The sequence below is a fragment of the Hungatella hominis genome (genome assembly GCF_014288005.1).
Taxonomy (GTDB): Bacteria; Bacillota; Clostridia; order Lachnospirales; family Lachnospiraceae; genus Hungatella; species Hungatella effluvii.
This window is the reverse complement of record NZ_JACOPB010000015.1, coordinates 87303-108721: the sequence shown is the minus strand read 5'-3', so window position 1 is coordinate 108721 and position 21419 is coordinate 87303. Positions and strand designations below refer to the sequence as shown.

21 protein-coding genes are annotated in these 21419 nt (G+C 51.8%); all 21 read right to left on the bottom strand.

The window, feature by feature from the left end; all coding sequences use genetic code 11:
- Positions 1-5 precede the first annotated feature (5 nt).
- Positions 6-785 carry a flagellar hook-basal body protein gene (locus H8S75_RS24570; RefSeq protein ID WP_187023785.1) on the bottom strand — a complete coding sequence of 260 codons (780 nt, stop codon included), beginning with the start codon at positions 783-785 and terminating at the stop codon, positions 6-8.
- Between the two features lie 13 nt (positions 786-798).
- Positions 799-1539, bottom strand: coding sequence for a flagellar hook-basal body protein (locus H8S75_RS24565; protein WP_187023784.1), 741 nt, complete (start codon positions 1537-1539; stop codon positions 799-801).
- 8 nt (positions 1540-1547) lie between these two features.
- Complete coding sequence (locus H8S75_RS24560; protein WP_187023783.1) at positions 1548-2324, bottom strand: sigma-70 family RNA polymerase sigma factor; 777 nt, start codon at positions 2322-2324, stop codon at positions 1548-1550.
- A gap of 6 nt (positions 2325-2330) precedes the next feature.
- The gene (gene flhA / locus H8S75_RS24555; RefSeq protein ID WP_055659100.1) at positions 2331-4385 is read right to left on the bottom strand and encodes a flagellar biosynthesis protein FlhA; all 2055 of its coding nucleotides are present in this window, start codon (positions 4383-4385) and stop codon (positions 2331-2333) included.
- A gap of 2 nt (positions 4386-4387) precedes the next feature.
- Positions 4388-5452, bottom strand: a complete 1065-nt coding sequence (gene fliN / locus H8S75_RS24550; protein WP_187023782.1) for a flagellar motor switch protein FliN — start codon at positions 5450-5452, stop codon at positions 4388-4390.
- A gap of 15 nt (positions 5453-5467) precedes the next feature.
- A complete protein-coding gene (locus tag H8S75_RS24545; protein WP_187023781.1) occupies positions 5468-6325 on the bottom strand; it encodes a motility protein A in 858 nt (285 codons plus the stop codon).
- A gap of 48 nt (positions 6326-6373) precedes the next feature.
- Positions 6374-6580 carry a flagellar FlbD family protein gene (locus H8S75_RS24540; RefSeq protein ID WP_002605108.1) on the bottom strand — a complete coding sequence of 69 codons (207 nt, stop codon included), beginning with the start codon at positions 6578-6580 and terminating at the stop codon, positions 6374-6376.
- Between the two features lie 15 nt (positions 6581-6595).
- A complete protein-coding gene (locus H8S75_RS24535) occupies positions 6596-8590 on the bottom strand; it encodes a flagellar hook-basal body complex protein (protein ID WP_187023780.1) in 1995 nt (664 codons plus the stop codon).
- A 72-nt stretch (positions 8591-8662) separates the two neighbouring features.
- Positions 8663-9061: a TIGR02530 family flagellar biosynthesis protein gene (locus H8S75_RS24530; protein ID WP_110326013.1), complete on the bottom strand. Its 399-nt coding sequence runs from the start codon at positions 9059-9061 to the stop codon at positions 8663-8665.
- Between the two features lie 27 nt (positions 9062-9088).
- Positions 9089-9706, bottom strand: coding sequence for a flagellar hook assembly protein FlgD (locus H8S75_RS24525; protein WP_187023779.1), 618 nt, complete (start codon positions 9704-9706; stop codon positions 9089-9091).
- Positions 9707-9790: 84 nt separating this feature from the next.
- Positions 9791-11233, bottom strand: coding sequence for a flagellar hook-length control protein FliK (locus tag H8S75_RS24520; RefSeq protein WP_187023778.1), 1443 nt, complete (start codon positions 11231-11233; stop codon positions 9791-9793).
- 33 nt (positions 11234-11266) lie between these two features.
- A complete protein-coding gene (locus tag H8S75_RS24515) occupies positions 11267-11719 on the bottom strand; it encodes a flagellar FliJ family protein (RefSeq protein ID WP_187023777.1) in 453 nt (150 codons plus the stop codon).
- A gap of 10 nt (positions 11720-11729) precedes the next feature.
- Positions 11730-13031: a FliI/YscN family ATPase gene (locus H8S75_RS24510; RefSeq protein WP_187023776.1), complete on the bottom strand. Its 1302-nt coding sequence runs from the start codon at positions 13029-13031 to the stop codon at positions 11730-11732.
- A 20-nt stretch (positions 13032-13051) separates the two neighbouring features.
- The gene (locus H8S75_RS24505) at positions 13052-13840 is read right to left on the bottom strand and encodes a FliH/SctL family protein (RefSeq protein ID WP_187023775.1); all 789 of its coding nucleotides are present in this window, start codon (positions 13838-13840) and stop codon (positions 13052-13054) included.
- Positions 13824-14831 (bottom strand): flagellar motor switch protein FliG, encoded by a 1008-nt coding sequence (fliG, locus tag H8S75_RS24500; RefSeq protein ID WP_187023774.1) that lies wholly within the window; start codon positions 14829-14831, stop codon positions 13824-13826. Before fliG ends, H8S75_RS24505 begins: the two co-directional genes overlap by 17 nt.
- 1 nt (position 14832) lies before the next feature.
- Positions 14833-16452, bottom strand: a complete 1620-nt coding sequence (gene fliF, locus H8S75_RS24495; RefSeq protein WP_187023773.1) for a flagellar basal-body MS-ring/collar protein FliF — start codon at positions 16450-16452, stop codon at positions 14833-14835.
- A 29-nt stretch (positions 16453-16481) separates the two neighbouring features.
- Positions 16482-16790, bottom strand: coding sequence for a flagellar hook-basal body complex protein FliE (gene fliE / locus H8S75_RS24490; RefSeq protein ID WP_187023772.1), 309 nt, complete (start codon positions 16788-16790; stop codon positions 16482-16484).
- Between the two features lie 297 nt (positions 16791-17087).
- Positions 17088-18290 (bottom strand): PspC-like choline-binding domain-containing protein, encoded by a 1203-nt coding sequence (locus tag H8S75_RS24485; protein WP_187023771.1) that lies wholly within the window; start codon positions 18288-18290, stop codon positions 17088-17090.
- A gap of 18 nt (positions 18291-18308) precedes the next feature.
- Complete coding sequence (locus tag H8S75_RS24480; RefSeq protein ID WP_187023770.1) at positions 18309-19538, bottom strand: N-acetylmuramoyl-L-alanine amidase family protein; 1230 nt, start codon at positions 19536-19538, stop codon at positions 18309-18311.
- An 81-nt stretch (positions 19539-19619) separates the two neighbouring features.
- Positions 19620-20816 (bottom strand): C40 family peptidase, encoded by a 1197-nt coding sequence (locus H8S75_RS24475; protein ID WP_187023769.1) that lies wholly within the window; start codon positions 20814-20816, stop codon positions 19620-19622.
- A gap of 195 nt (positions 20817-21011) precedes the next feature.
- A complete protein-coding gene (gene atpC, locus H8S75_RS24470) occupies positions 21012-21410 on the bottom strand; it encodes an ATP synthase F1 subunit epsilon (protein ID WP_187023768.1) in 399 nt (132 codons plus the stop codon).
- Positions 21411-21419: the final 9 nt, after the last annotated feature.

Here is a 21419-nt window from a genome sequence, read left to right as displayed (position 1 = left end):
TTCGATTAGCGGAGATTGTTGATCATTTCCTCCATCTGATCCGCCGCGCTGACAATCCGGCTGTTTAACTGGAATGCCCTCTGGGCCTGGAGCAGATTAATCATTTCCGTGGGGACATATGTACTGGAAAGCTCCAGTGTACCGCTTAACAGACGGCTTCCCGCCTCATTCTCGTCCATGTCATCTATCGGGACCCATTCTCCGGAAACGGCGCCTGTCCCGTATAAGTTCTTTCCCACTGGAATCAGTCCATCCGGATTCTCACACGTATATAAGCCGATCACCTCGCTGAGCCCGCTTAAATTCAGCTCATTGGTAGACTGCTTCTTTCCGTTGCTGCCCTCCACCGTCTTGTATTCCAGCTCGATGCGGTCTCCATCACGACTGAGCACGTAATGGCCGTCCCGTGTCGTTAGATAGTTTCCTTCATCTGTGGCCGATATCTGAAACGACCCGTCTCTTGTATAATATGGCTCCTCCGCGTCTTCATCCTCGGATTCCACCGCAAAATACGCTTTTCCGAGAATGGCAAAATCCAGATCCCGCTCCGTTTTTTCGAAGATTCCCTGCTCAAACACGGTCTCCGCACCGTTGGTTTTCACGCCGTGGCCCACCTTCTGGTCTGCGTTTCTCGTATCCATCTGCGTATAGAGCAGGTCGTCAAAGGAGCTTCGCAGCACCTTGTAGCCCGGGGTGCTGACATTTGCCATGTTATTGGCAGTCACATCAAGCTCCGACTGAAACGCGTTCATGGCCGAAATCGCTGTATAGTATGATATATTCATCCGTTATTTCCTCCTACAGCTTCCCGATCTCCGAAGCTGATTTCTGGTTCATCTGATCCACGATTGTCAGAGCCCTGCTGCACGACTGGAACGCACGCTGAACCTCCATGGCCCGCGTCATCTCGGAATTTAAATTCACGCCCGATTCTTCCAGCTTCCCCTGATACACCTCCGGATACACCTGTGTCAGAACCACACCGTTTTCGGCGCCGTACGTACCGTTGTCGTAAAATGCCAGGTTATCGTAATTATCCGGGACCATGATCTGGATCTGCTCCAGCTCACCGTCCTCGTTATCGTAGATGATTCCATTTTCACCCACGCGGAAACCGCCCTCTTCCACCTGAATCGGACCACCGTCTCCCATGACACGGCCGATTCCTTTGAGAACGAGATAACCGTCCTCATCCTTGGTAAAATGGCCGTTGCGTGTCAGATACTGCCGGTCTTCGCCCTGAATAACGAAGAGACCGTCGCCGCTGATCGCCATGTCAAAATTCTTACCGGTATCCACCAGCGCGCCCTGTCTGTGGGTCGTCATCTCGCGTTCTGCCACGGATATGGTGGAACCGCCGCCGATGCCTGTGGTCTGTCCGTTCATCTGACGCACCAGCTGCTCGTCAAAGGTGGTCTTTACCAGACGTTTGCTCTGGTATCCACTGGTCTTCATATTTGCAATATTGTTGGCCGAAATGTTAAGCGCCCTCTGGTTCATCAGCACGCCCGAGGCGGCTGTATAAAATCCTGAAAACATATGGTTTCCTATCCTCTCACATATTCTTCCAGACTGTTCTTTAGTTTTTTTATTGCCTTCGTGTGAATCTGGCACACCCGGGACTGGCCGATGCCCATGACCTCAGCAATCTCCGAATATTTCAGTTCCTCATAGTAGTACAGCGACACGACGAGCCGTTCTTTATCGCCCAGCGCCTCTACCGCCTCCGCCAGCGTTCTCTGAAGCTCTTTATAAAACAGGCTTTCCTCTGGCTTCGTATCGACGTCTGTCGCTTCCAGTTCCCCTTTTGCAATCACGCCTGTCATGTCCTGCAGCACCGCTTCAAAAGAAAGAATTGCTGCGTGGTTCATGTACTTTAAGTGGTTCTCCACCTTTTCCACCGGAATATCCAGAAAACCCGCGACTTCATCCGCGTCTGGTTCCCGCATTTTCTCATGGGACAGCATAGAATATGCCTCATCCACCTTTTTCTGGAAACTGCGGGCCCTGTGAGGCACCCAGTCCTGGCTCCTGATATAGTCGATCATGGCCCCCCGCACGCGGATAAATGCGTACGTTTCAAACTGGGCTCCTTTTGACGCGTCATACCGGTCGAGACACTCCATCAGCGCCAGCACTCCCTGATCGATCAAATCCTCCTCTTCCGTAAAGCTGCCCGCCATGCCGCGAAGCTGTGCCGCCGCGGAACGGACGATGGGGAGGAAGTGGACGATAAGCTTATTCCGCAGCTCCTGGCTTCCGTTCTTTAAGTATACCGAAAGCACCGCCTTCCCTTCTTCTCTGCTCATCTGTTCCATCTGCATAAACCGTTACCTCTGGCCCAGGGCGATATTCCCCAAAGCCTGTATCTGTATGTTATTATCAATCTCACTGAACGACACCACCGTCACATTGGGGTAAAACTGGTCAATCAGTTTCTTAAAATAAATCCGCACAACCGGAGACGTAAGCACGATCGGCACATTGACCAGATCCTTGATCTTATTGATCTCTCCGGTGGCCGACGCCACGATATTCTGAATAGCTGATGGCTCCAGCGCCAGATAGGATCCCGTGTCCACCTTCTTTACGGATGACATGATCATGTTCTCGATCTTGTCGTCCAGGCTTAAGACCTTCATCTGCCCAGCTTCGGAGAAACGATGGGAAATGGTCCTCTTCAGAGCCTGACGCACATATTCCGTCAGCATATCCGTATCCTTTATCTGGGTTCCATAGTCTCCCAGTGTCTCCACGATCGTCTCCATGTCGCGGATCGGTATTCCTTCGCGCAGCAGATTGGAAAGCACCTTCTGAAGCTCTCCCACCGTAATCACAGCGGGAATCGTGTCCTCGATAATGCTGGCGTTTGTTTTTTTCAGTGTTTCCAACAGATTGTTGACTTCCTGGCGGTTTAAAAGCTCATGTAAATGCTCCTTCACCACCTCGGATAAATGGGTGATAACCACCGAAGTGGGATCAATCAGCGTATAGCCTGCCAGTTCCGCCTGAATCTTCTTATCTTCGCTGATCCATTTGGCCGGAATGTGAAATGCGGGGTCAATAGTGTCGATGCCCGGAATGTCATCCGCATCCCCTCCCGGCGGCAGCGCCAGATAGTGATCCATCAGGATATCCCCTCTGGCCACCTCCTCGCCCTTCAGCAGAATGCTGTACTGGTTGGGATTGAGCTGCCCGCTGTCCTTAATCCGGACCGACGGGATTACGAAGCCCATATCCAGAGCCATCTGCTTACGGAACATGACGACACGGTCAATGAAGTTGCCGCCGTTGCTCTCATCCGCCAGCGGTATCAGGCTGTAACCGAATTCCATCTCAATCTGTTCCACAGTCAAAAGACCGTATACATTTTCAATATTCTTATAGAAGGAAGCTTCACTGGTAACCTCCGCTTCCACATATCCTTCCGCCGCTTCTGCCACGATGGTCTTCTGCCGTTTCAAAAGTACGTATCCGCCTCCGATCATCATTGCTGATATCATGAGAATCTGGGGCACCGGGAATCCAGGAATCAGACACAGGCAGGCTGCCGCGCCGCCGGCCGTCATAAGCACCTTGGGCTGCGCCAGAAACTGGCTCGTCAAGTCCTCGCTTAAGCTGTTCTCCGATGCGGATCGCGTCACCACCATACCGGTTGCCACAGAGATCAGAAGCGCCGGGATCTGGGATACCAGACCGTCTCCGATTGTTGACGTGGTGTAGATCTGCATGATCTCGGAGATACTCCCCTGGCCGTTCATCATACCGACGACAATGCCGCCCACGAAGTTGATCAGTGTGATGATGATGGATATGATCGCATCACCTTTTACGAATTTGGTAGCACCATCCATGGAACCGAAGAAATCAGCTTCCCTCTGGATTTTCGAGCGCCGCTCCCTGGCCTGCTGTTCATCAATCAGACCGCTGTTTAGATCGGCGTCGATAGCCATCTGCTTACCCGGCATGGCGTCCAGCGTGAATCTGGCCGCAACCTCGGCCACACGTTCCGAACCCTTGGTGATAACGATAAACTGTACCAGCACGATGATCAGGAATATGATAAAACCGATGACCGCATTCCCCCGGATTACGAACTGCCCGAAGGTTTTAACCACCTGCCCCGCGTAGCCGTTATCAAACAGGATCTTTCTCGTCGAAGAGATGTTGAGCCCCAGCCGGAACAGCGTTGTGATCAGCAAAAGGGACGGGAACACAGAGAACTCCAGCGTTTCCCGGATATACATCGTCATAACAAGGATCAGCAGTGACAACGTGATATTCAGTATAAATAAAAAATCCAGTATGGGCGTCGGCAGGGGGATCAGAATCAGGAAAATGATTCCGATGATTCCCGCTGTCACAAGGATATTAAACCGTTTCAAATTTATTCACCATTTCCAATAATACTTCTTGTATTTACGATTTCACTGATACGGACCCCGAAATTATCGTCGATCACGACGACCTCCCCGCGGGCGATCAGCTGTCCATTTACGATGATATCCACCGGTGCATCCGCCTGCTTGTCAAGCTCCACCACCGTGCCGTTGTTAAAGTTCAGCACGTCCTTCAGCCTTCGTCTGGTCTTTCCGATCTCAACGGAGACGTTTAAGGGGACATCCATGATGAGGCCCAGATTGCCGTTTATCGGCGGAGAAGCCTGGAATACTGTCCGCCCGCCGTTCACCGCCGCAGAATTCACCGTGCGGCTCTCAGCTGCGGACTGTAAGTGCTCTCTCCCGGCCGACGCCGGAACAGCGCCTGGCTGTATCGGCTTCACGAGAAGACTTTCCTCCAAGGCTTTCGCCTCAGCCTCAGCCATCTTATCCGCTTCCCTCCTGGCCTCTATCTCCTGATACATACAGTCTGCCGCCGTGGTGGATATGCATTCCATAAACTCAGATTCCACCATGTCCTTGATCTTCACACGGTAATGAATCACGATCGTCTTTGAATCGGGAGCTTCTCCGATGGCCGGGGACAGGTTCTGCCTGCCGTCCGATAAAATCAGCTGGCAGTCCGATGACTCTATGGTATTGCCCAGGTATTCAGCCATGACCTCCACGGACGCGTGAACCATCTGGTTCATCAGCTCCGTGGCCGCGCTCATGGCGACCTCGTCGAACTCGAAATCCGGGTCGGGCAGATCATCGATTCCCATCAGCTCATTTAGGAACGCCTGCATATCCCGCTGGCGCAGGATAATGACCATATTGCCGGCAGCTCCGGAGGTCAGACAGCTCTTCACGAAGATGGCCGGTTCCAAAATCCCGTATTCCACTTCCTTCACCGTTATCTCCGAAATCTCCGGGCCGCTGATCTCTATATCCGCCTTCAGAATCGATGACAGGGACTCCCCCGCCGCCTTCGCGTGCAGATTAATCAGTTCATCAAACACCTGCCGGTCCGTCATATTTATGATCCCCTGGTTTTCTACTTCCTTCGCCATCGCCATAAGCTCCTTTTATTCCTCATTCTTTCTGTTCTTCCGTCTGCTCTTTTTCTTCTGCTTTCCCTCTTCCTTCACAGGATCCTTTTCTTCGTCCGTCTTCTTGCGGCTGGCCGGAAGCAGTTTATAAAGTTTTTCTTCTATGAATTTCGGATTTTCCCCTTCCTGGATTGCCAGAACGCCTTCCAGAACCAGTTGTTTACATAAAAACTCTTCATCATGTCTCGCCTTCAGCTTGCTCGCCACCGGCAGACACACAATGTTGGCCAGAAGAGAGCCGTACAGGGTGGTGATCAGGGCCGTCGCCATGCCCTTTGCCAGGGCGTTGACGTCCTGCATGTTGCCCAGCATCAGGATTAAGCCGACCAGCGTACCGATCATACCAAACGCCGGCGCAAAGCTGGCCGCTTTCTCATAGAATCCCCGGTCCAGCGCATGACGCTCATCTAACTGATCCAGCTCCGTCTCCATAACCTGGCGGACCTTTTCCGAATCTACGGAGTCCACCACCAGTAAGAGGCTGTTGTGCATAAATGGCTCGTCAATCTCATTTAATTTGTCCTCCAGGGAGAGGAGTCCCTTCATTCGGGCCTCTGTCGCCAGCTCCACGATCTGTTCAATGGACTGCTCCGGATCGAACTTATACGGTTTTATAATGATCTTTAAATGTTTCCCTATCTTTTTAAATGCCCCGGAGGGGAAGGACAGCATCATAACTCCGATGGTGCCTCCTAAGGTAATGGCCATACTTGGAATATCGATAAACGCCCTTAAATTGTGTAAGACCAGTTTCATGGCCTCCTGATCAAAGGTCATACCGAACAGTACCAGCGCTACCGCCAAAATAAAACCCAGAATTGACATGATATCCATATCTGCTACATCCTTTTCTAAACTTTTCTTGTTGTATTTCCGCCGCGGCTATCCTTTTATCTGTTCAATCAGATCGCTGAACGTCTTTCTCCGGAATGCCGCTACCCGTTCGACTACCTCTTCCTTTGATTCCCGCACAATCAAGTGTTTGCCGTTGGTCAGAAGAATCGTGGTATCGGGATTTTCCATAATCATCTCGATTAAATCACAGTTGAGGATGAACTCCTCGCCATTTAACTTACTTAAGGGAATCACCGATACCACCTCCTGTTATCGTTTCAGATTTACAAGTTCCTCCAGAATCGAGTCCGACACCGTAATAATACGGGAGTTGGCCTGGAAACCTCTCTGTGTTACGATCATGTCGGAAAACTCCGTGGATATATCCACGTTGGACATCTCCAGTGAAGACGTCTTTAACGCTCCCGTTCCGTCCTCACCAGCCTGGCATGCCTTGGCCTCGCCGGAGTTGGAGGTTGCACGGAAATAGGAGTTGCCGTTCTCTTCCAGGCCGTACGGATTTTCAAAGGTAACGAGATCGATACGTCCGATCTGAATTTTTCCCTTGTCCGGATGGGTCGCTTCGATGATGCCGTTTCCAAGAATGGCGATCGATGCGCCGGAGAGGGAGATCGCGCCGCCTTCCGTACCGTTTTCCAGCGTAAAGGTACCGCTTCCGAGACCTACATCGTTGGACTGTGTCGCCGCCGTAATGGTACCCGCGTTGTCCTTGGGTATGAAAGAAGCGTATGTTTTATCCGCCTCATCCGCATTTAAAAATGCGGTATTAATACCTGAATAGCCCTTGTGGTCGATTGTCAGGGTGGCGCCGCCCTCTTCCGTAAGCACCAGATCTCCGGCAGCGTCACCTTCGCTGATATCACCGGAGTACGTCTTGCCTCCGCTTACTGCGGTCACATGCCATTTTGCCTTGTTGCCTGCGCTGGCAGGAATCTTTACCGCGCTGTATTCGATGTTATCGCCAGGGTTGATTCCCGAAGTACCATAGTCCTTGAGACTCACGCTCTTATTGAAAAATCCGGTTCCCGCTGCCGCAGGCATCGTCACATTGTGAAAGGACTGAGCCGTGTTTCCTGAACCGCCGTTAAAAGAAGATGTAATTGCGGTATAACCCGGATGGCTCATCTCAATGTACTGTCCTGTACCGGATTCCTTCAGCCACATCTTGCCTGCGGTTGTGGTGTTCTCATTTATTTCGCCGACAAACTCCCGTCCGCCTACCGTCGCCGTCACCACCCAGGCCATCTTACCGCCGGTGCCAGGCTTCAATTCTGATTTAAAGTCCACCGGTCCCGCCGCGTCAAAGGCCGGGCTCGTGCTCATGCCGGAAAACTTCAGTCCGCCGAAGATACCATCCGCCGCATCCGTGGAGGTGGCAAATTCGAAGGTTCCTTCATTGATTCCAAAATGGTCGCCCAACAGCTCCGCGCCGGTCAGCGGCTTCTGGAACACATTCTCTGCCGGTGTCGCGGTGATGGTAAAGTTTCCGCCCGGATGGGCCTTTCCGCCGCATCCACGGGTGATGGCGCTGTTCATCTTGCTGTTAAAGTCTGAAAGACTTGTAAATATGGCATTTTTATTCACATGTACGGTAATGCTGGAATCGTTGATATCGGAAGAATTTACGACGATATCGGAACCGGAAGGCAGATTATCCTCCGCCTTGAAGGTAATGGATACGTTGGCGTCCGTCGTCGCCTTCTCCGAAGTGATCGTAAACTGGGTTCCGTTGATATTCAGCGTCTTGGATGCCAGTCCGCTGGACTTGGTCGGAATGTTTAAATGGATCTTGTCGGAGGATGGCGCCTTTCCGAGCGGATCACCGGACACGCCGAGAACCGTGTAACCGTTGGAGTCCACCAGGTTGCCGCTGTTGGAATCCAGCATTAAGTTTCCCGCTCTCGTATAAAAGATATTTCCGTCCGCATCCATAACCTGGAAGAAGCCCTCGCCTGTGATCGCCACGTCCATAGGTCTGCCGGTGGACTGCAGCGCCGAACGGCTCATATCCAGATCGATACCGCCTAACTGGGAACCGTAGCCAACCTGGCTGGCATTGGTTCCGCCTTTATTGTTGTCGCCGCCTGCGGCGCTCTGTAATGTCTGATAAAATACATCCTGGAAACGCGCACGGCTGGATTTAAATCCGTACGTGTTTACGTTGGCAATATTATTGCCGATAACATCCAGCTTCGTCTGGTGTGCTTTCATACCGGACACTGCGGAATATAATGATCTTAACATAGTTTATATCTCCTTTTCTAACCGCCTTACCCGTCCGTCAATCGGGGTAAGAATAGCCTCCAAAAGGACCGGCTATACCATAACGGTTCCGTCAATGTTTGTGAAGACAGTGCCTTTTAAGCTCTCCTCGTTCACAACTGTCACTACTCTGTTATTCTTTACATTTACAACAAATGCCGTGGAATCCATCAGGATTAACGGAGCCTTAAGCCCCTTTTCTCCAGCCAGTTTCACGCCCTCATTCAATCGTTCCAGCTTATCAGAAGACACATCCACGCTCCGCTCCATCACCCGCTCTACCGCGTGCCTGGAGAACGTAACCTGGCTTTCTTCCTTTAATTTCTGTTCCAGCAGTTCCTTGAATGCACTGCTTTCCTCCGTGCCCTCCGCCGGCTTGTTTCTCGCGGCTTCCCACGGTTTTCCTGTACATATGGGGGTATGAAGCATTTTGTTGTATATCATGGAATCCATTTTCTTACCTCCTTACTTCACAGTCTCTCATACCTTTGGATCCTTGTCTCCCGGATCGCTTCCGTCCTTGTCCCCGTCGCTGCCTGCATCCGGGTCCTTGCCGTCATCCTTCTTTGCTTCCTCTGACCTGATCTCCATAATCTCATCCATGCTGTAGGATTCTCCCTCCACATAGATCACGAATTTCCCGTCCAGAAGAGAAACCTTGTTTACGATGCCCTCCGTCTTCTTTAAGTCCCCGGCCACCGTGAATTTTGCAGCCGTAACCGTCTTGCCGACAAGCGAGGTCACATAGGTACTCTTGGCGTTATACGCCATCTCCTCCATCTGCTGCATGGTCGATATCTGGGCCAGCTGCGTTACATACTGGGTATCGTCCACCGGATTCATAAAATCCTGGTTTTTTAGCTGGGCTACCATCAGCGTCAGGAAATCGTCCATACTGACGGCCTTATCGGATGCGTCTCCAAACACTGCGTCTATGACATCATTGCTCCCAGAAGTGCCATCGGTGCCTTCCGTGTCTTTATCGCTGTCGTTCGATGCCTTTGCCGGTGTGTTGTCTCCCAGTGCTCCTGGTCCGCTGCTGCCGGAAGATGCAGTCCTTAAGTACGGATTCGTATAGTCTGGTATCTGTACTGACATGTCTCTCCTTTTCTTATCGTTCCTTTTCTTATCGTTCCTGTCCTTATTATTTCTGTCCTTATCGTCCCTATCCTCATGGATTTTTTACACGTATGCATACAGTCTGCGTACCAGGCTTTCCGCCGCCATCCGCTCTGTCTCCTGTGCAAACACGCCGTCATCGGCCGTCAGTCCCTGATTCATACCGTGGTGGTAATGTCTCCGGGCCTGCTGCCCCTGATTCTGGTAAAGCTCCTGGCCAAATCCTGCAAAATCCATTCCGCCCTGGCTGTTGTGATATACCTCTTCCACCTCCGCGTGAAGCGGCTGCAGCATCTCTTTTAAGCTCATCATCTGGCTGTTCACCAGCTTCTCAGTCTCCGGGTTGGATACTCCGATGCTGACTGACGTTCTGCCGTTTGCACTGGCCATATGTACGATGATCTCTCCCAAACCCTCGGGCTTCAGCTTGATGGTAAATTCCGACAGTTCCCGTTTCATGCCCTGCTCCACGCCTGCTTTCAGCTGTTCCGCCACAGGTGTGTGGATATCGGAAGCAGTATTGTCCACCGTCGGCACACCTCGGAATCCGCCCTGCCTCGGCGCGTTTATCTTATCCAGATACGTCACGCCTTTTGCGTCTGAATTCTTCTTCAGCTCCTCCAGCATCTGGTTGTCCAGTGCCTCATCACCACAGGTCTCTTCTTCTGTCTGAACTCGTTTTCCGGCTCCCATGGTCTTCATCTGGTCCGACTGGTTCTTCAGCAGATCGGAAAATGTTCCCTCATCTCTGCCTGTGCCGTTCTTCGCCTGCACTGCCATATCATCGGCAGTAACCTGGGTTTCCGCTGCTGCAGGCTCCATAGCTTCTGCCTTTCGGCTGTTTCCTGTTTCTCCCGGTTTCTGGGCCGCTGCCCGGTAAGTCGTCCGCTGATTCTTAAGTGCTTCCGATGTGTCCGCATTTACAGCTGCTGCCTGCTGAATCTCCGCATTTCCGGTGCGCTGTCCCGCTCCGGCCTCTGTTGTGGATGCTGTTTGATCCAGTATCCCTCCAGTCTCTGTTACCGCCAGCAGTCCGCCATCTTCTGCTTCCATGCCATGCACCATTGCTTCGGCCGGGTCTTCCGCCATAACTGCCGGCTGCTCTGCCATACCTTCCAGAACGGCTGCCGCTGCCGCGGCTTCAGCCTGTACGGTTCTGTCATCGGCTTTTTCCGGCTCCTGCTTCTTTTCCGGCGTTTTCTTTACTGCCGTGTCATCCTGTCCGGAGGTTTCCGCCTTCACCGCATCATTTCCGGTGTCGGCCGCCTTCTGATCCGCCTGCGCATCTGTGATCTTCTGCGCGTCTGTGATCTTCTGCGCCTCCGCTGTCTTCTGCGAATTCTGTGTCTGTTTTCTACTTTCTGACGTCTTTTTACCCGCCTTTAACATCTGGCTGAAGGTATCGGCAAAATCGGTTTTTCCCGCATCTCTGCCTTTTCCATTATCTGTGGTTCCAGACTGTTTCCAGCCGGTTCCTACAGCCTTCATGGCTGTTCCCATATTCATTCTCTTCTCACCGCCTTTCTCTCTGTGACATATTTATTGGGAAGCACCACGCCGCACAAAATTACCCGCAACATGTTCCGCTATGGTCTCCTGCTGCTCCTTCGCTTCGCCGCGGTGGTATTCCTCTAACTGTTTTTCCTTCAGCTTTTCCAGCTTCTTTACCTCTCTGGATGCCTCTGTCACGATCTGACGCTGCCGTTCCAGCCCTGCCTGTAAAAGCTTCAGTTCCTCCTCCATCTCCTCCAGTTGGTTCCTTGCACTTTCCAGTATAGAGAAGCAGGCCTTCAATACAAATATCGTCGTTCCCTCCGCTTCCCGCCTGGCTATATCCGCCTGCACGCCGGCGGCTTTCTCGGCTATATCCCGTTTTTGGGCTTCCAGTGCATCCCGCTCTGCGGTCAGCCTGCCTAAGATTCCCATCTCCTTTTCCAGATTCTGACTCTGGAAATTCAGCATACGCTCCAGTGAAAATGCAAACTTTTTCATAAGAACCTCTCTATTCGGTCAGTTGGATCATACGGATGACGGCCTCATCAAGGGAGAAGCTCTCATCCGTCTTCTGCTGCAAAAACTCATATATTTTATCAATTCTCATCAGCGCGTCGTCCAGTTCCTTATTGGTCCCCTTCTTATACGCTCCGATGGAAACGAGATCGATGTTGCTCTCATAGACCGAGAGGAGCTTTCGGATCTTTCCGGCCGCCGCTTTGTGCTCCGGCATCACAATGTCGCTCATCAGACGGCTGACGCTGGATAAGATGTCAATGGCCGGATACCGGTTCTGCGTCGCCACCTTTCTCGACAGCATGATATGCCCGTCGATAATGCCGCGCACCGTATCGGACACCGGTTCATTGGCGTCGTCGCCTTCCACCAGAACCGTATAGATTCCGGTAATGGAGCCTGTCTCAAAATTGCCTGAGCGCTCCAGCAGCTTCGGGAGCTCCGAGTAAATGGAAGGCGTGTAGCCCCTCGCTACCGGCGGTTCTCCGATACTTAGTCCTACTTCCCGCTGTGCCATGGCGAATCGGGTGAGGGAATCCATCATCAGAAGCACATCCATGCCCTGATCTTTGAAATACTCGGCGATTGTAGTAGCCGTCATGGTGCATTTGGAACGCATCATCGCGGACTGGTTGGAGGTGGCCACTACCAGGACCGAGCGCTTTAAGCCTTCTTCTCCCAGATCCCGGTTGATGAATTCCACAACCTCGCGGCTTCTCTCACCAACCAGCGCGATGACATTGACATCCGCCTTCACATTCTTGGCGATCATGCCCATCAATGTACTCTTTCCCACGCCGCTTCCGGCGAAGATTCCCATCCTCTGCCCCTTGCCAATAGTTAAGAGGCCGTCGATGGCCTTGACTCCCATCTGGATCACGGTGTCGATTCTGGGCCGTTCCATGGGGTTGGAACGTTTTCCCGTTATGGGATAATAAGCGACTTCTCTCAAAGGCCCCTGCCCGTCGATGGGTATTCCCATGGCATCTACGGTACGGCCGACCAGCTCATTGGAGACCGGTATGAGAAGGCGCTCCCCCGTATTGCGGACCGCGCTTCCGTATCCAATGCCTTCTGTCTCCTCGTAGGGCATCAGGAGTACCCTGTTTTCACGAAATCCCACGACCTCCGCCTTCACCGGAGGATTGTCTCCCGGGACATCGATGGTACAGACATCCCCGATCCTGCACGCAGGCCCCATGGCTTCCACCGTGGTTCCTACGATCTTGTCTATTTTCCCCAGATATGTATACAAATTGGCGTTCTGAACCGCCTGTCTAACATTCTCTATCATCTTATGCGCCGCCTGTCACACTATTTCAACAATTCCGCCAGCTGCCGCTTTAAATTCTCCAATTGCACAAACACGGAAGCGTCCACGATTCCTTCCTCCGTCTCAATCTGCACATAGCCAGGCTGCTGCTGTTCCGGTCTGATGCGGACGTATCCGCTGTTTCTGTCTCTTAATGGTTCCAGACGTCTCTCCAGTTCCTCCACCAGAGCGATGGAGTCGTCCGATAAATGCACGGTGATCTCATTCTTATCCCGCTCCGACATCACGGCCTGCTCCACTAAATCTGCCAGTCCCTCTGCACCGGCACCTACTTCTCTCTGCAGAATTTTTTCCGCGATTACAAGGGCCATCTCTGTAATTCTGGCTTTTATCTCCTCCGAGTACTCTTCCAGCTGGCGTCCCGCCTGTTCCACAGACCATCCAATCTTTTTTAGCCCCTCGGATATGTCCGCTTCGGCCCGGTTTATTCCGTCTTCATAGCCGTGTTCCTCTGCCTGCTGCTTCAGCCGCTCCGCTTCCGTCAGGGCCGTATTCACAATCTTATCCCGCTGGGCATAAGCGTCCTCTAAAATCCGGGCGGCAGACTGTTCTGCCTGGTTTCTGGCATGTTCCAGAATCTTTCTCTTTTCTTCGGATATCAGTGCATAACGGGGCACCGCTCCATCCGCGGCTTCTCTGGCCCCGTTCCCCGGTTCCCCGCTTATCTCCTCCGCCTGGGCGGTCTCGGGGCCGGTCATCTGATAGGCCGGAACTCTTCCTTCCCCCAGCACCGTCTGTCCGGACTTGATTACCCTATACAATGATCTCATCCTTTCCATCCTTGGAGATTACGATCTCGCCCTCTTCCTCCAGACGGCGGATCACAGCCACGATTCTCTGCTGCGCCTCTTCCACGTCGCTCATACGAATATTATGCAGGTACTCCATGTCGCTCTGTATGGATTCTCTCATACGGTTGGACATATTGGCAAAAATTGCACTCATCACATCCTTGTTGGACACCTTTAACGCAACCGCCAGATCCTTGGAATCTGTCTCTCTTAAGAAGCGTTGGATAGACAGCGGATCCAGGTATGCAATATCTTCAAATACAAACATCAGCTTGCGCACATCCTCGGCAAGCTGGGGATTCTTTAAGTTCAGTTCGTCAAAAATATCTCTCTCCGTGCTGCGGTCCACATGGTTCATAATGTCGGCGATGTAGTTGAGTCCGCCCACCTCCATAGTCTCCTCCGAAGATGAGGAGCCGATCTTCTTCTCCAGCACCTCTTCCGCAATCTTGATTGCCATCGGCAGAGCCCGGTCCATAGCTGCAATGCGCTCCACCACATCCACCCGTGTCTCCTGAGGCAGATTGGCGATGATCTTGGACGCCTGCTCCGGCGTGGCGTATGAAAGTATAAGCGCCAGCGTCTGCGGATGCTCGTTCTGTATAGCAGTCATCAGAGTCTTATAATCCACTTTTCTGATAAAACTGAATGCCTTGGTCTTAAGCGCCTTGCTGACCCGGTCCATCAAATTTCTGGCCTGCTGCTGGCCAAACGCTTTTTCAAGCACTTCCTTGGCGTAGTCTTTTCCGCCCTCTGTAATTACCTTTTCTGTCACACAGCAATTATAAAAGTCCTTGGCTATGTCCTCCATCTCATCCGGTGCCAGGTGAGGGAGTCTCGTAATCTCCATGGACAGCTGCTCCACTTCATTCTCTGTCAGATACCGGAACACCTCGGAGGCCCGTTCCGTACCGAGCATGGATATGACGGCCGCAGCTTTTTCTGCTGGTCTTCTTTCTTCTGCCGGCATATTACTTCTTCTCCTCCTTCAGCCAGGTACTTATCATGGATGCGATAATCTCGGGATTGTCCTCTGCGAAGGAACGAACCTGATTCACCGGATCCTGGGGTTTGACCGGAACATCGGCAATCTGATTCTCCACTGTGCGCTCTTCGGCGCGTTCTGCAATGTCGCTGTCCAGATCAAAGGCATCTCCCTCAAACGGTCCGAAAAGCTCCTGGTCTTCTTTTCTCTGTTTCTTTCTTCTGTGGCGTAAAATGAGGAACAGAAGCACGAGGAATAAGAAAACACCGGCCGCGGCTCCCGCCACCAGCACACGCGGATCGATTCCCCCGACGCCCGGAGCCGTCACCGGGATCACCGGCTTTTCCGGTTCCGAAGTTTTCTCTGACGCAATCTGCTGGAAGCTGGATACCACAATGTCTTCCTGTGCGATATTGGCAGCCTTCGATGCCGCATCGATCAGCTGCTGCTTCTTCGACTCCGTCAGATTATTGTCATTCACTGTGATAGCCACGGTGGCCTTCTGCAGTTTCACATTGTCTTTCTCGATCTGTTTCTTAATATAGCCCACCAGATAATCCACATCACGGTAGTAATCGCCGTCAGCCCCATTGGCCCCACCGGTTCCTGCCGCACCGTAAGTCGGAATATCCGTATTATTTTCTTCTCCGGCTACACCACCGGCGCCTCCGCCCTGGCCATTTACCGACTGGCCAGACTTATAGTGATCCACCACACCCTGACCGTTGTCCTGTGGCTCATACTGCAGATCCTCGGTGATCATCTTATCGTAATCGATGACTACGGTAGCAGATACGCGGATCTGTCCCGGAGAATACGCAAGAGTCAGAACGTTCATAATCTTATCCTGAAGCCGCTTCTCCACCTTTGCCTCAAAATCCAGACGGCCCAGACCGTAGCTGGTCAGACCTCCCACATCGTCGGATACCATCTCCTGCATGGTCTCGGCGTTGACTACAGTCACGTTCTCCGGCAGAAGCCTGGGAACGCTGTTGGCAATCAGGTTCTTGATCGCACCCACCTTCTCCGGTGACAGCTCACAGGAGGGCATCAGCGTCAGGGAGACGGCGCCTGTACTGTCAGCCCCCTGATCGTCCCACACGTAGTTGCTGTCGTCGGATACATTTAATGTCACTATGGCGTTCTTGATGCCGTTCATGTCCTTCAGTGTCCGCTCAATTCTGTCCTGAAGGTTTAACAGAAGGTACTGGCGCTTTTCAAACTCTGTCGTTGTAAAGCCCATATTATCCGAAAAAATGTCAAAAGGAAGTGCCGTTTTCGGATATCCAAGTTCTGACATATCAAGCATAATGTCACCGACCTGGTTCTCCGGAACCGTCACTTCTCCTTCTGCATTTCTCTTCGCGCCGACTCCTCGACCGTTCAGCACTGCAAGTATCTCGTTATTCTCTTCTCTTGAAATACCGGGGAAGAGCACTACGTATTCCCCATCTTTATTTGTATTTAACAGGATTGCCGCTGCCAGTGCGATAATAACAGCTGCCAGTATCCCCGCTGCCGCGGCTTTCTTTTTTTTGCTACCCAAAAGACGGCCGATCGTATCATTGCCATCGACTGCCGTTTTCACTTTTTCTTTCATACCCATAGTTCCACCACTGCTATCTTTCTGTTATTTTATATCTGCATTCCCATAATCTGAGTGTACGCACTGACTGCCTTACTGGTCAGCTGGGTCGTAAACTCAATTGCAGCAGCGGATTGTTCTGCCTGAATCAAGGCTGTATGTAAATTATCGATCTGTCCGGCAGCAAGCTTCACGTCCATTTCTCTGGTGTCTTTTACCGCCTGATCCGCTTCCTTTACCGCGTCCGTCAATATATTCTGAAAACTTTTATTCACCTGTTTCTGCGGGGTCTTGTCAAGTTTTTTCATCTCCTCCAAAGATGAAATTCCTTCCAGCCTCGTAATTGGTACTATAAACATATTTCCCCTCCAAGCACCCCTCTTATTTTGCTTTTGGTTACAAAATTTGGTTATTTTCAGTATAACTTTTTAAAATCGTTACGTCAACTTAAAACTTAAGAAAATAGTCGGTTTTTGTAATAATTCTTACGTTTTTCCATAACTTTCCACCTGCTGCCAAAATGAAAATGCAAATTTTTATCCCCAAAAAAATATTGTCAGGCATCTATTGCACCCATATAAACAAACAAAAATACCACCATATTTTATGGCTGTTTCCTGTTTCAGCCATAAAATACAGTGGTTTGTGATCATTTCTTAATGAACCCAGACTCCGTCAGAGTTCAGGTAGTAGCCGCCGACGCTTGTCCCACGCACCATCATTCCGGTATCCGGTGCAAAATAATACCATTTTCCGTTGTCCAGGAGCCATCCGGTGTGCATGCTTCCGTCGCTGTCGAAGTAGTAAGTATTGCCGCCCAGCGTCAGCCAGCCGGTCTGCATGCTTCCGTCAGCCGCCAGGTAATACCACTTCCGGTTATCCTGAAACCATCCGGTCTGCATCGCCCCGTTGCTGTCCATGTAATAATATTTGCCGTTTTTCATCTGCCATCCGGTTAAAATGTAACCATCGTAATCGAACAGATACCATAAGCCTCCGATGTTCTGCCACGTATTTGCAGGATAGCTTCCGTCCGCGTTGCGGTACCACCATCCATCGGAATTCTTCACCCATCCGATGTTAGCCGGTGTCAGATTTGCATTCTGCCTGCCCGCTCCCAGGCTGTATGTCTGGTCGTCATCGATATCCTGTTCATCAGAATATACCCAGTCACCGCTGGTTATGTACCCCTGCTCCTCCGTATCCTTCGGGATTGCACGGACACGGAACTGGTAGCGGCCCGCCTGGGTCATAAAGGGATAAAAATCATAGGTAGTGGCGTTGACCTTTGCCACACCCTGAATCATCTGGCCATCGCGGTACAGCTTCAGTTCATACGCTCCGGCGTAGGGAACCTCTTCCCATGTGCCTTTTCCCAGCGGATAGCCTACCCATTCCGCAGAGTTCGTAATATCCAGCGTGCCGGAGGCCGGTGTCAGTTTTACAGTCAGAAGGAGTGTCTCATTATTATTCTGGCGTTTTACCGAGCCATAGGTCGCTCCCAATATCTGGAACTTCCCCGCTCCTGTGGTCTTCTCGAAATAACAGCCGCTTCTGGCATGGATCTCGATCTGTACCTTTGGCACGTCGCCCGGTTCCCAGTATTCCTTATTGCCGTTGACCCACGTGTAAGCTCCGATGGTATAGAGATTACTGTCAGTCGTCACATAGACCGTAGCCGCATCCAGATCGTAGTCGGCCTTCACATCGGAACGCACCTTGATCGACACGGAAGTGATCGGTGTTCTCGTCTCATTTTTCACCGCTGCCAGAGCTGTGCCTGAAGCGCCCGGCATCGCTGCCGTCAGCAAGCCACACGCCAGAACAGCTGCGGCAGCCTGTCTTAACCTGCGTAACATATCTTGTCCTCCTGTCTGCTACGGTATCCAGATACCCTCCGGATTAATGTAATACTTTTCAACGACCCTGTCCTTCACCATCCGTCCGCTGTCCGGATCCAGATAGTACCAGTTGTCCTTATAGCGAATCCAGCCAACTGCCATGCTGCCGTCCGGATTCATGTAATACCAGTCGTCGCCCTGCTGAAGCCATCCGCCGGACACTTTCCCCACCTGCGGGTCCAGATAATACCATACCCGGTTGTACTGGAACCATCCGGTCACCATGTCGCCGTTGGTCGTCAGGTAATATTCCCGGCCGTTCTTCGTCTGCCATCCGGTCAGCATGTAGCCGCCCATGTCAAATAAATACCATTTATCATTGATTAACTGCCAGCTGTTTACCGGGTACGTTCCGTCCGCATTCCGGTACCACCAGCCATTCCTGTCCTGTTCCCAACCAGGATTCTGTGAACCGGGACCGTCTCCCTGCCCGGGTCCCTGGCTGCCGCTGCCCGAGCTGCCGCCGGAACTGCCGTTTCCTGAGGACTTCCGTGTCTCCGCCGCCTCGGCATCCCGTTTTGTAATCTCCTGATTATCGGATTCCGTCCACTCTCCGGCTTTTAAATATTCCGCTTCCGACTCCGTCTTCGCCACGGCTCTCACTTTGAAATAGTAATCGCCCCGCGTCGTCATATGAGAGAAGAAATCATAATTGGTGGAGGACGTCTTTTCCACCCGGTACACCATGCGGTCTCCGCAGTAAAGCTTTACTTCATAGGCCGGCGCGTTTTCCACCTTACTCCATCTCGCCTTACCCAGTGGTGTCGACTCCCAGTATGCGCTCTCCACGGTTCCCAGCGTCCCTTTCACACCCTTCAGTTTTACGGACAGTATCAGGGAATGGTTATCCGTCTCCTTCTTTGCTGACGAATAGACAGCTCCCTTTACGGTGGTCTTTCCTGCGTTAATGGAGTTGAAATAGTATCCTTCCTCTGCCTCCAGCCTGATGTTTACCTTTGGAGTCTCCCCCGCCTTCCAACTTCCCCTGGAATTTGCGAAATCACACGATACCACCCGGTATTTTGAGCTGTTTGATGTGGCCGAGACTGTTCCCTCATCAGCTTCCGCTTCCACCGAAGAAGTGACTGTTACCGACACGGTCCTGATTGCCTCTTCTGCGTATGTAACCATGGAAAAACCGGCTGCCATGATCGTTATAGCGGCAAGAAGCAGCCACAGTCTGCCGGATTTGTTCTTATATCTCATCTTGTTTTCCCCCTGTTCATTTCATTTATTTAAAATCTTCTCTTTTTTATACTCTCCGTTAATCCGCTCTCCGCGGGCCGCCTACCATGGCCTCCGTATCGACACGATCGTGCGGTACGCCGGATTGTCATCCACCCGGATTCCCGCTTTTGCCGAGCGCGCGTGGACAATTCTTCCGCCTCCGATATACATAGCTACATGGCCCGGATAACAGACCAAATCTCCCGGTTCCATCTTTTCATACGCAATTTCTCTGCCAAAACCAGCCTGCTCGGCGGACGTTCTCGGGATAGAAACACCGAAGTGACGGTAGACCGACTGGACGAACCCGGAGCAGTCCGCTCCTGAAGTCAGGCTGGTGCCGCCCCACACATAAGGATTCCCTATAAACTGCAGTGCATAGTCCGCAACATTCCGTCCGAATTCCGAACCGCCCGTGCTCTTGATCATTCCGGGGCCGCTGTTTTGCGCCGCCTCGGCATTCCTCCGAAGTTCTTCCGACCTGCGTTCCTCTTCCCGCTTTCTTTCCTCTTCCTTCTGAAGAAGCCGGATCTCCTCCGTCCTCTTCCTTATAATCTCGGCCTGGCTGCCCGCTTCCGCCTTTGCCGCCCTGAGTCTGCGGTCGAAATCAGACTCTTCCGCCCTTTTTTTCGTAATCATGGTCCGAAGCGTCTTTTCCCGGACTCCATATTCCTGTTTTAAGCTCTGAAGCTCCGACTGCCGCTCCTCCAGAACTTCCTTCCGGCCCAGCGCATCGTTCTTCGTCTTCTCATACTCTGTAATCAGCTTCCTGTCATACTCATAGAGCTGCTGAAAATACTCATTCCCATTGATCACATCGCCGATAGTTTTCGCTTTCAGAAGGATGTCCAGATAGGTGACATCGCCTTCTTCATAAATATACTGGATCCGCTTCTTCAGTATCTCGTACTGACGCTTTCGCTTTTCCTCCGCCTTCTGGTATTCCACGTCCTCTTTCTCAATCTGCCGCGTCATATCGGACATATCTGTCTCCAGTAAGTCCATATCAGTCAGCAAATCTGTCAGCTCCAGATCCAGCTGGCCAGCCTGCACCGCGGCGTCCCCTTTTTTCTTCTCCAGTTCCTCCGCTTCCCCGTTTACAGCCTCGTACCTCTCCTCCGCTTCTTTTTTCTGACGCTCCGCTTCGGATATGGGAGAGGCCGCCGAAGCAAACGAAAGCATCTGCCCCAGGCAGACCGCTGCGGCTGCATAAAAAAGAAAACGGCAGTACTGAACCGGTTTCTGATGCCCCATCATTTGTAATCCCCTGACTCATATCATAATAATAAACGGTGTAACCGTTTGCTGATATCAGTGTACCATAGCTGGGGAATAATTTCAAATTAAGAATAAATTACTAAAATATTCCAAATTCTGTAACCTGCAACAGTAAAATAAAAAGACCGGCATCCGACACATCACGTATCGGACACCAGTCCATTCGCACCAATCCTATTTTCTGAGGGAAAGCCTTACAAGCGCTCTTCTGAGTGCCAGTTCCGCCCTCATGGTATCAATTTCGCCGCTCTCTTCTTTCAGGCGGCGCTCCGCACGGATTCTCGCTTCCTCCGCACGGTTACTATCGATCTCGTCCGGCCACTCGGCCACTTCGGCCATAATGGTGATTCTCTCCGGAAGAATCTCAATAAATCCGGACATCAGAGCCGCCTCCTTAACCTGGCCCTCCTCATGAATCTTTAAGACTCCGGGAGCCACGATAGCGGTCAGCGGGATATGATTTCTGTATACACCGATGTCCCCCTCCGTTGTCGTAAGTTCCACCATGGAAGCTTCTCCATCGTAAAATCTCCGCTCGGGAGTAATCACATGCAGTTTGAATAAATCAGCCATATTCCCACC

Bases quoted from the DNA above. Each gene is read 5' to 3' on its own strand.
- fliE (WP_187023772.1), bottom strand. From the start codon at position 16,790: ATGTTTATAGTACCAATTACGAGGCTGGAAGGAATTTCATCTTTGGAG.
- fliG (WP_187023774.1), bottom strand. From the start codon at position 14,831: ATGCCGGCAGAAGAAAGAAGACCAGCAGAAAAAGCTGCGGCCGTCATA.
- H8S75_RS24530 (WP_110326013.1), bottom strand. From the start codon at position 9,061: ATGGATTCCATGATATACAACAAAATGCTTCATACCCCCATATGTACA.
- H8S75_RS24475 (WP_187023769.1), bottom strand. From the start codon at position 20,816: ATGATGGGGCATCAGAAACCGGTTCAGTACTGCCGTTTTCTTTTTTAT.
- fliF (WP_187023773.1), bottom strand. From the start codon at position 16,452: ATGGGTATGAAAGAAAAAGTGAAAACGGCAGTCGATGGCAATGATACG.
- fliN (WP_187023782.1), bottom strand. From the start codon at position 5,452: ATGGCGAAGGAAGTAGAAAACCAGGGGATCATAAATATGACGGACCGG.
- atpC (WP_187023768.1), bottom strand. From the start codon at position 21,410: ATGGCTGATTTATTCAAACTGCATGTGATTACTCCCGAGCGGAGATTT.
- H8S75_RS24520 (WP_187023778.1), bottom strand. From the start codon at position 11,233: ATGAATATGGGAACAGCCATGAAGGCTGTAGGAACCGGCTGGAAACAG.
- H8S75_RS24505 (WP_187023775.1), bottom strand. From the start codon at position 13,840: ATGAGATCATTGTATAGGGTAATCAAGTCCGGACAGACGGTGCTGGGG.
- H8S75_RS24525 (WP_187023779.1), bottom strand. From the start codon at position 9,706: ATGTCAGTACAGATACCAGACTATACGAATCCGTACTTAAGGACTGCA.
- H8S75_RS24570 (WP_187023785.1), bottom strand. From the start codon at position 785: ATGAATATATCATACTATACAGCGATTTCGGCCATGAACGCGTTTCAG.
- H8S75_RS24515 (WP_187023777.1), bottom strand. From the start codon at position 11,719: ATGAAAAAGTTTGCATTTTCACTGGAGCGTATGCTGAATTTCCAGAGT.
- H8S75_RS24535 (WP_187023780.1), bottom strand. From the start codon at position 8,590: ATGTTAAGATCATTATATTCCGCAGTGTCCGGTATGAAAGCACACCAG.
- H8S75_RS24565 (WP_187023784.1), bottom strand. From the start codon at position 1,539: ATGTTTTCAGGATTTTATACAGCCGCCTCGGGCGTGCTGATGAACCAG.
- H8S75_RS24560 (WP_187023783.1), bottom strand. From the start codon at position 2,324: ATGCAGATGGAACAGATGAGCAGAGAAGAAGGGAAGGCGGTGCTTTCG.
- H8S75_RS24510 (WP_187023776.1), bottom strand. From the start codon at position 13,031: ATGATAGAGAATGTTAGACAGGCGGTTCAGAACGCCAATTTGTATACA.
- H8S75_RS24485 (WP_187023771.1), bottom strand. From the start codon at position 18,290: ATGTTACGCAGGTTAAGACAGGCTGCCGCAGCTGTTCTGGCGTGTGGC.
- H8S75_RS24480 (WP_187023770.1), bottom strand. From the start codon at position 19,538: ATGAGATATAAGAACAAATCCGGCAGACTGTGGCTGCTTCTTGCCGCT.
- H8S75_RS24545 (WP_187023781.1), bottom strand. From the start codon at position 6,325: ATGGATATCATGTCAATTCTGGGTTTTATTTTGGCGGTAGCGCTGGTA.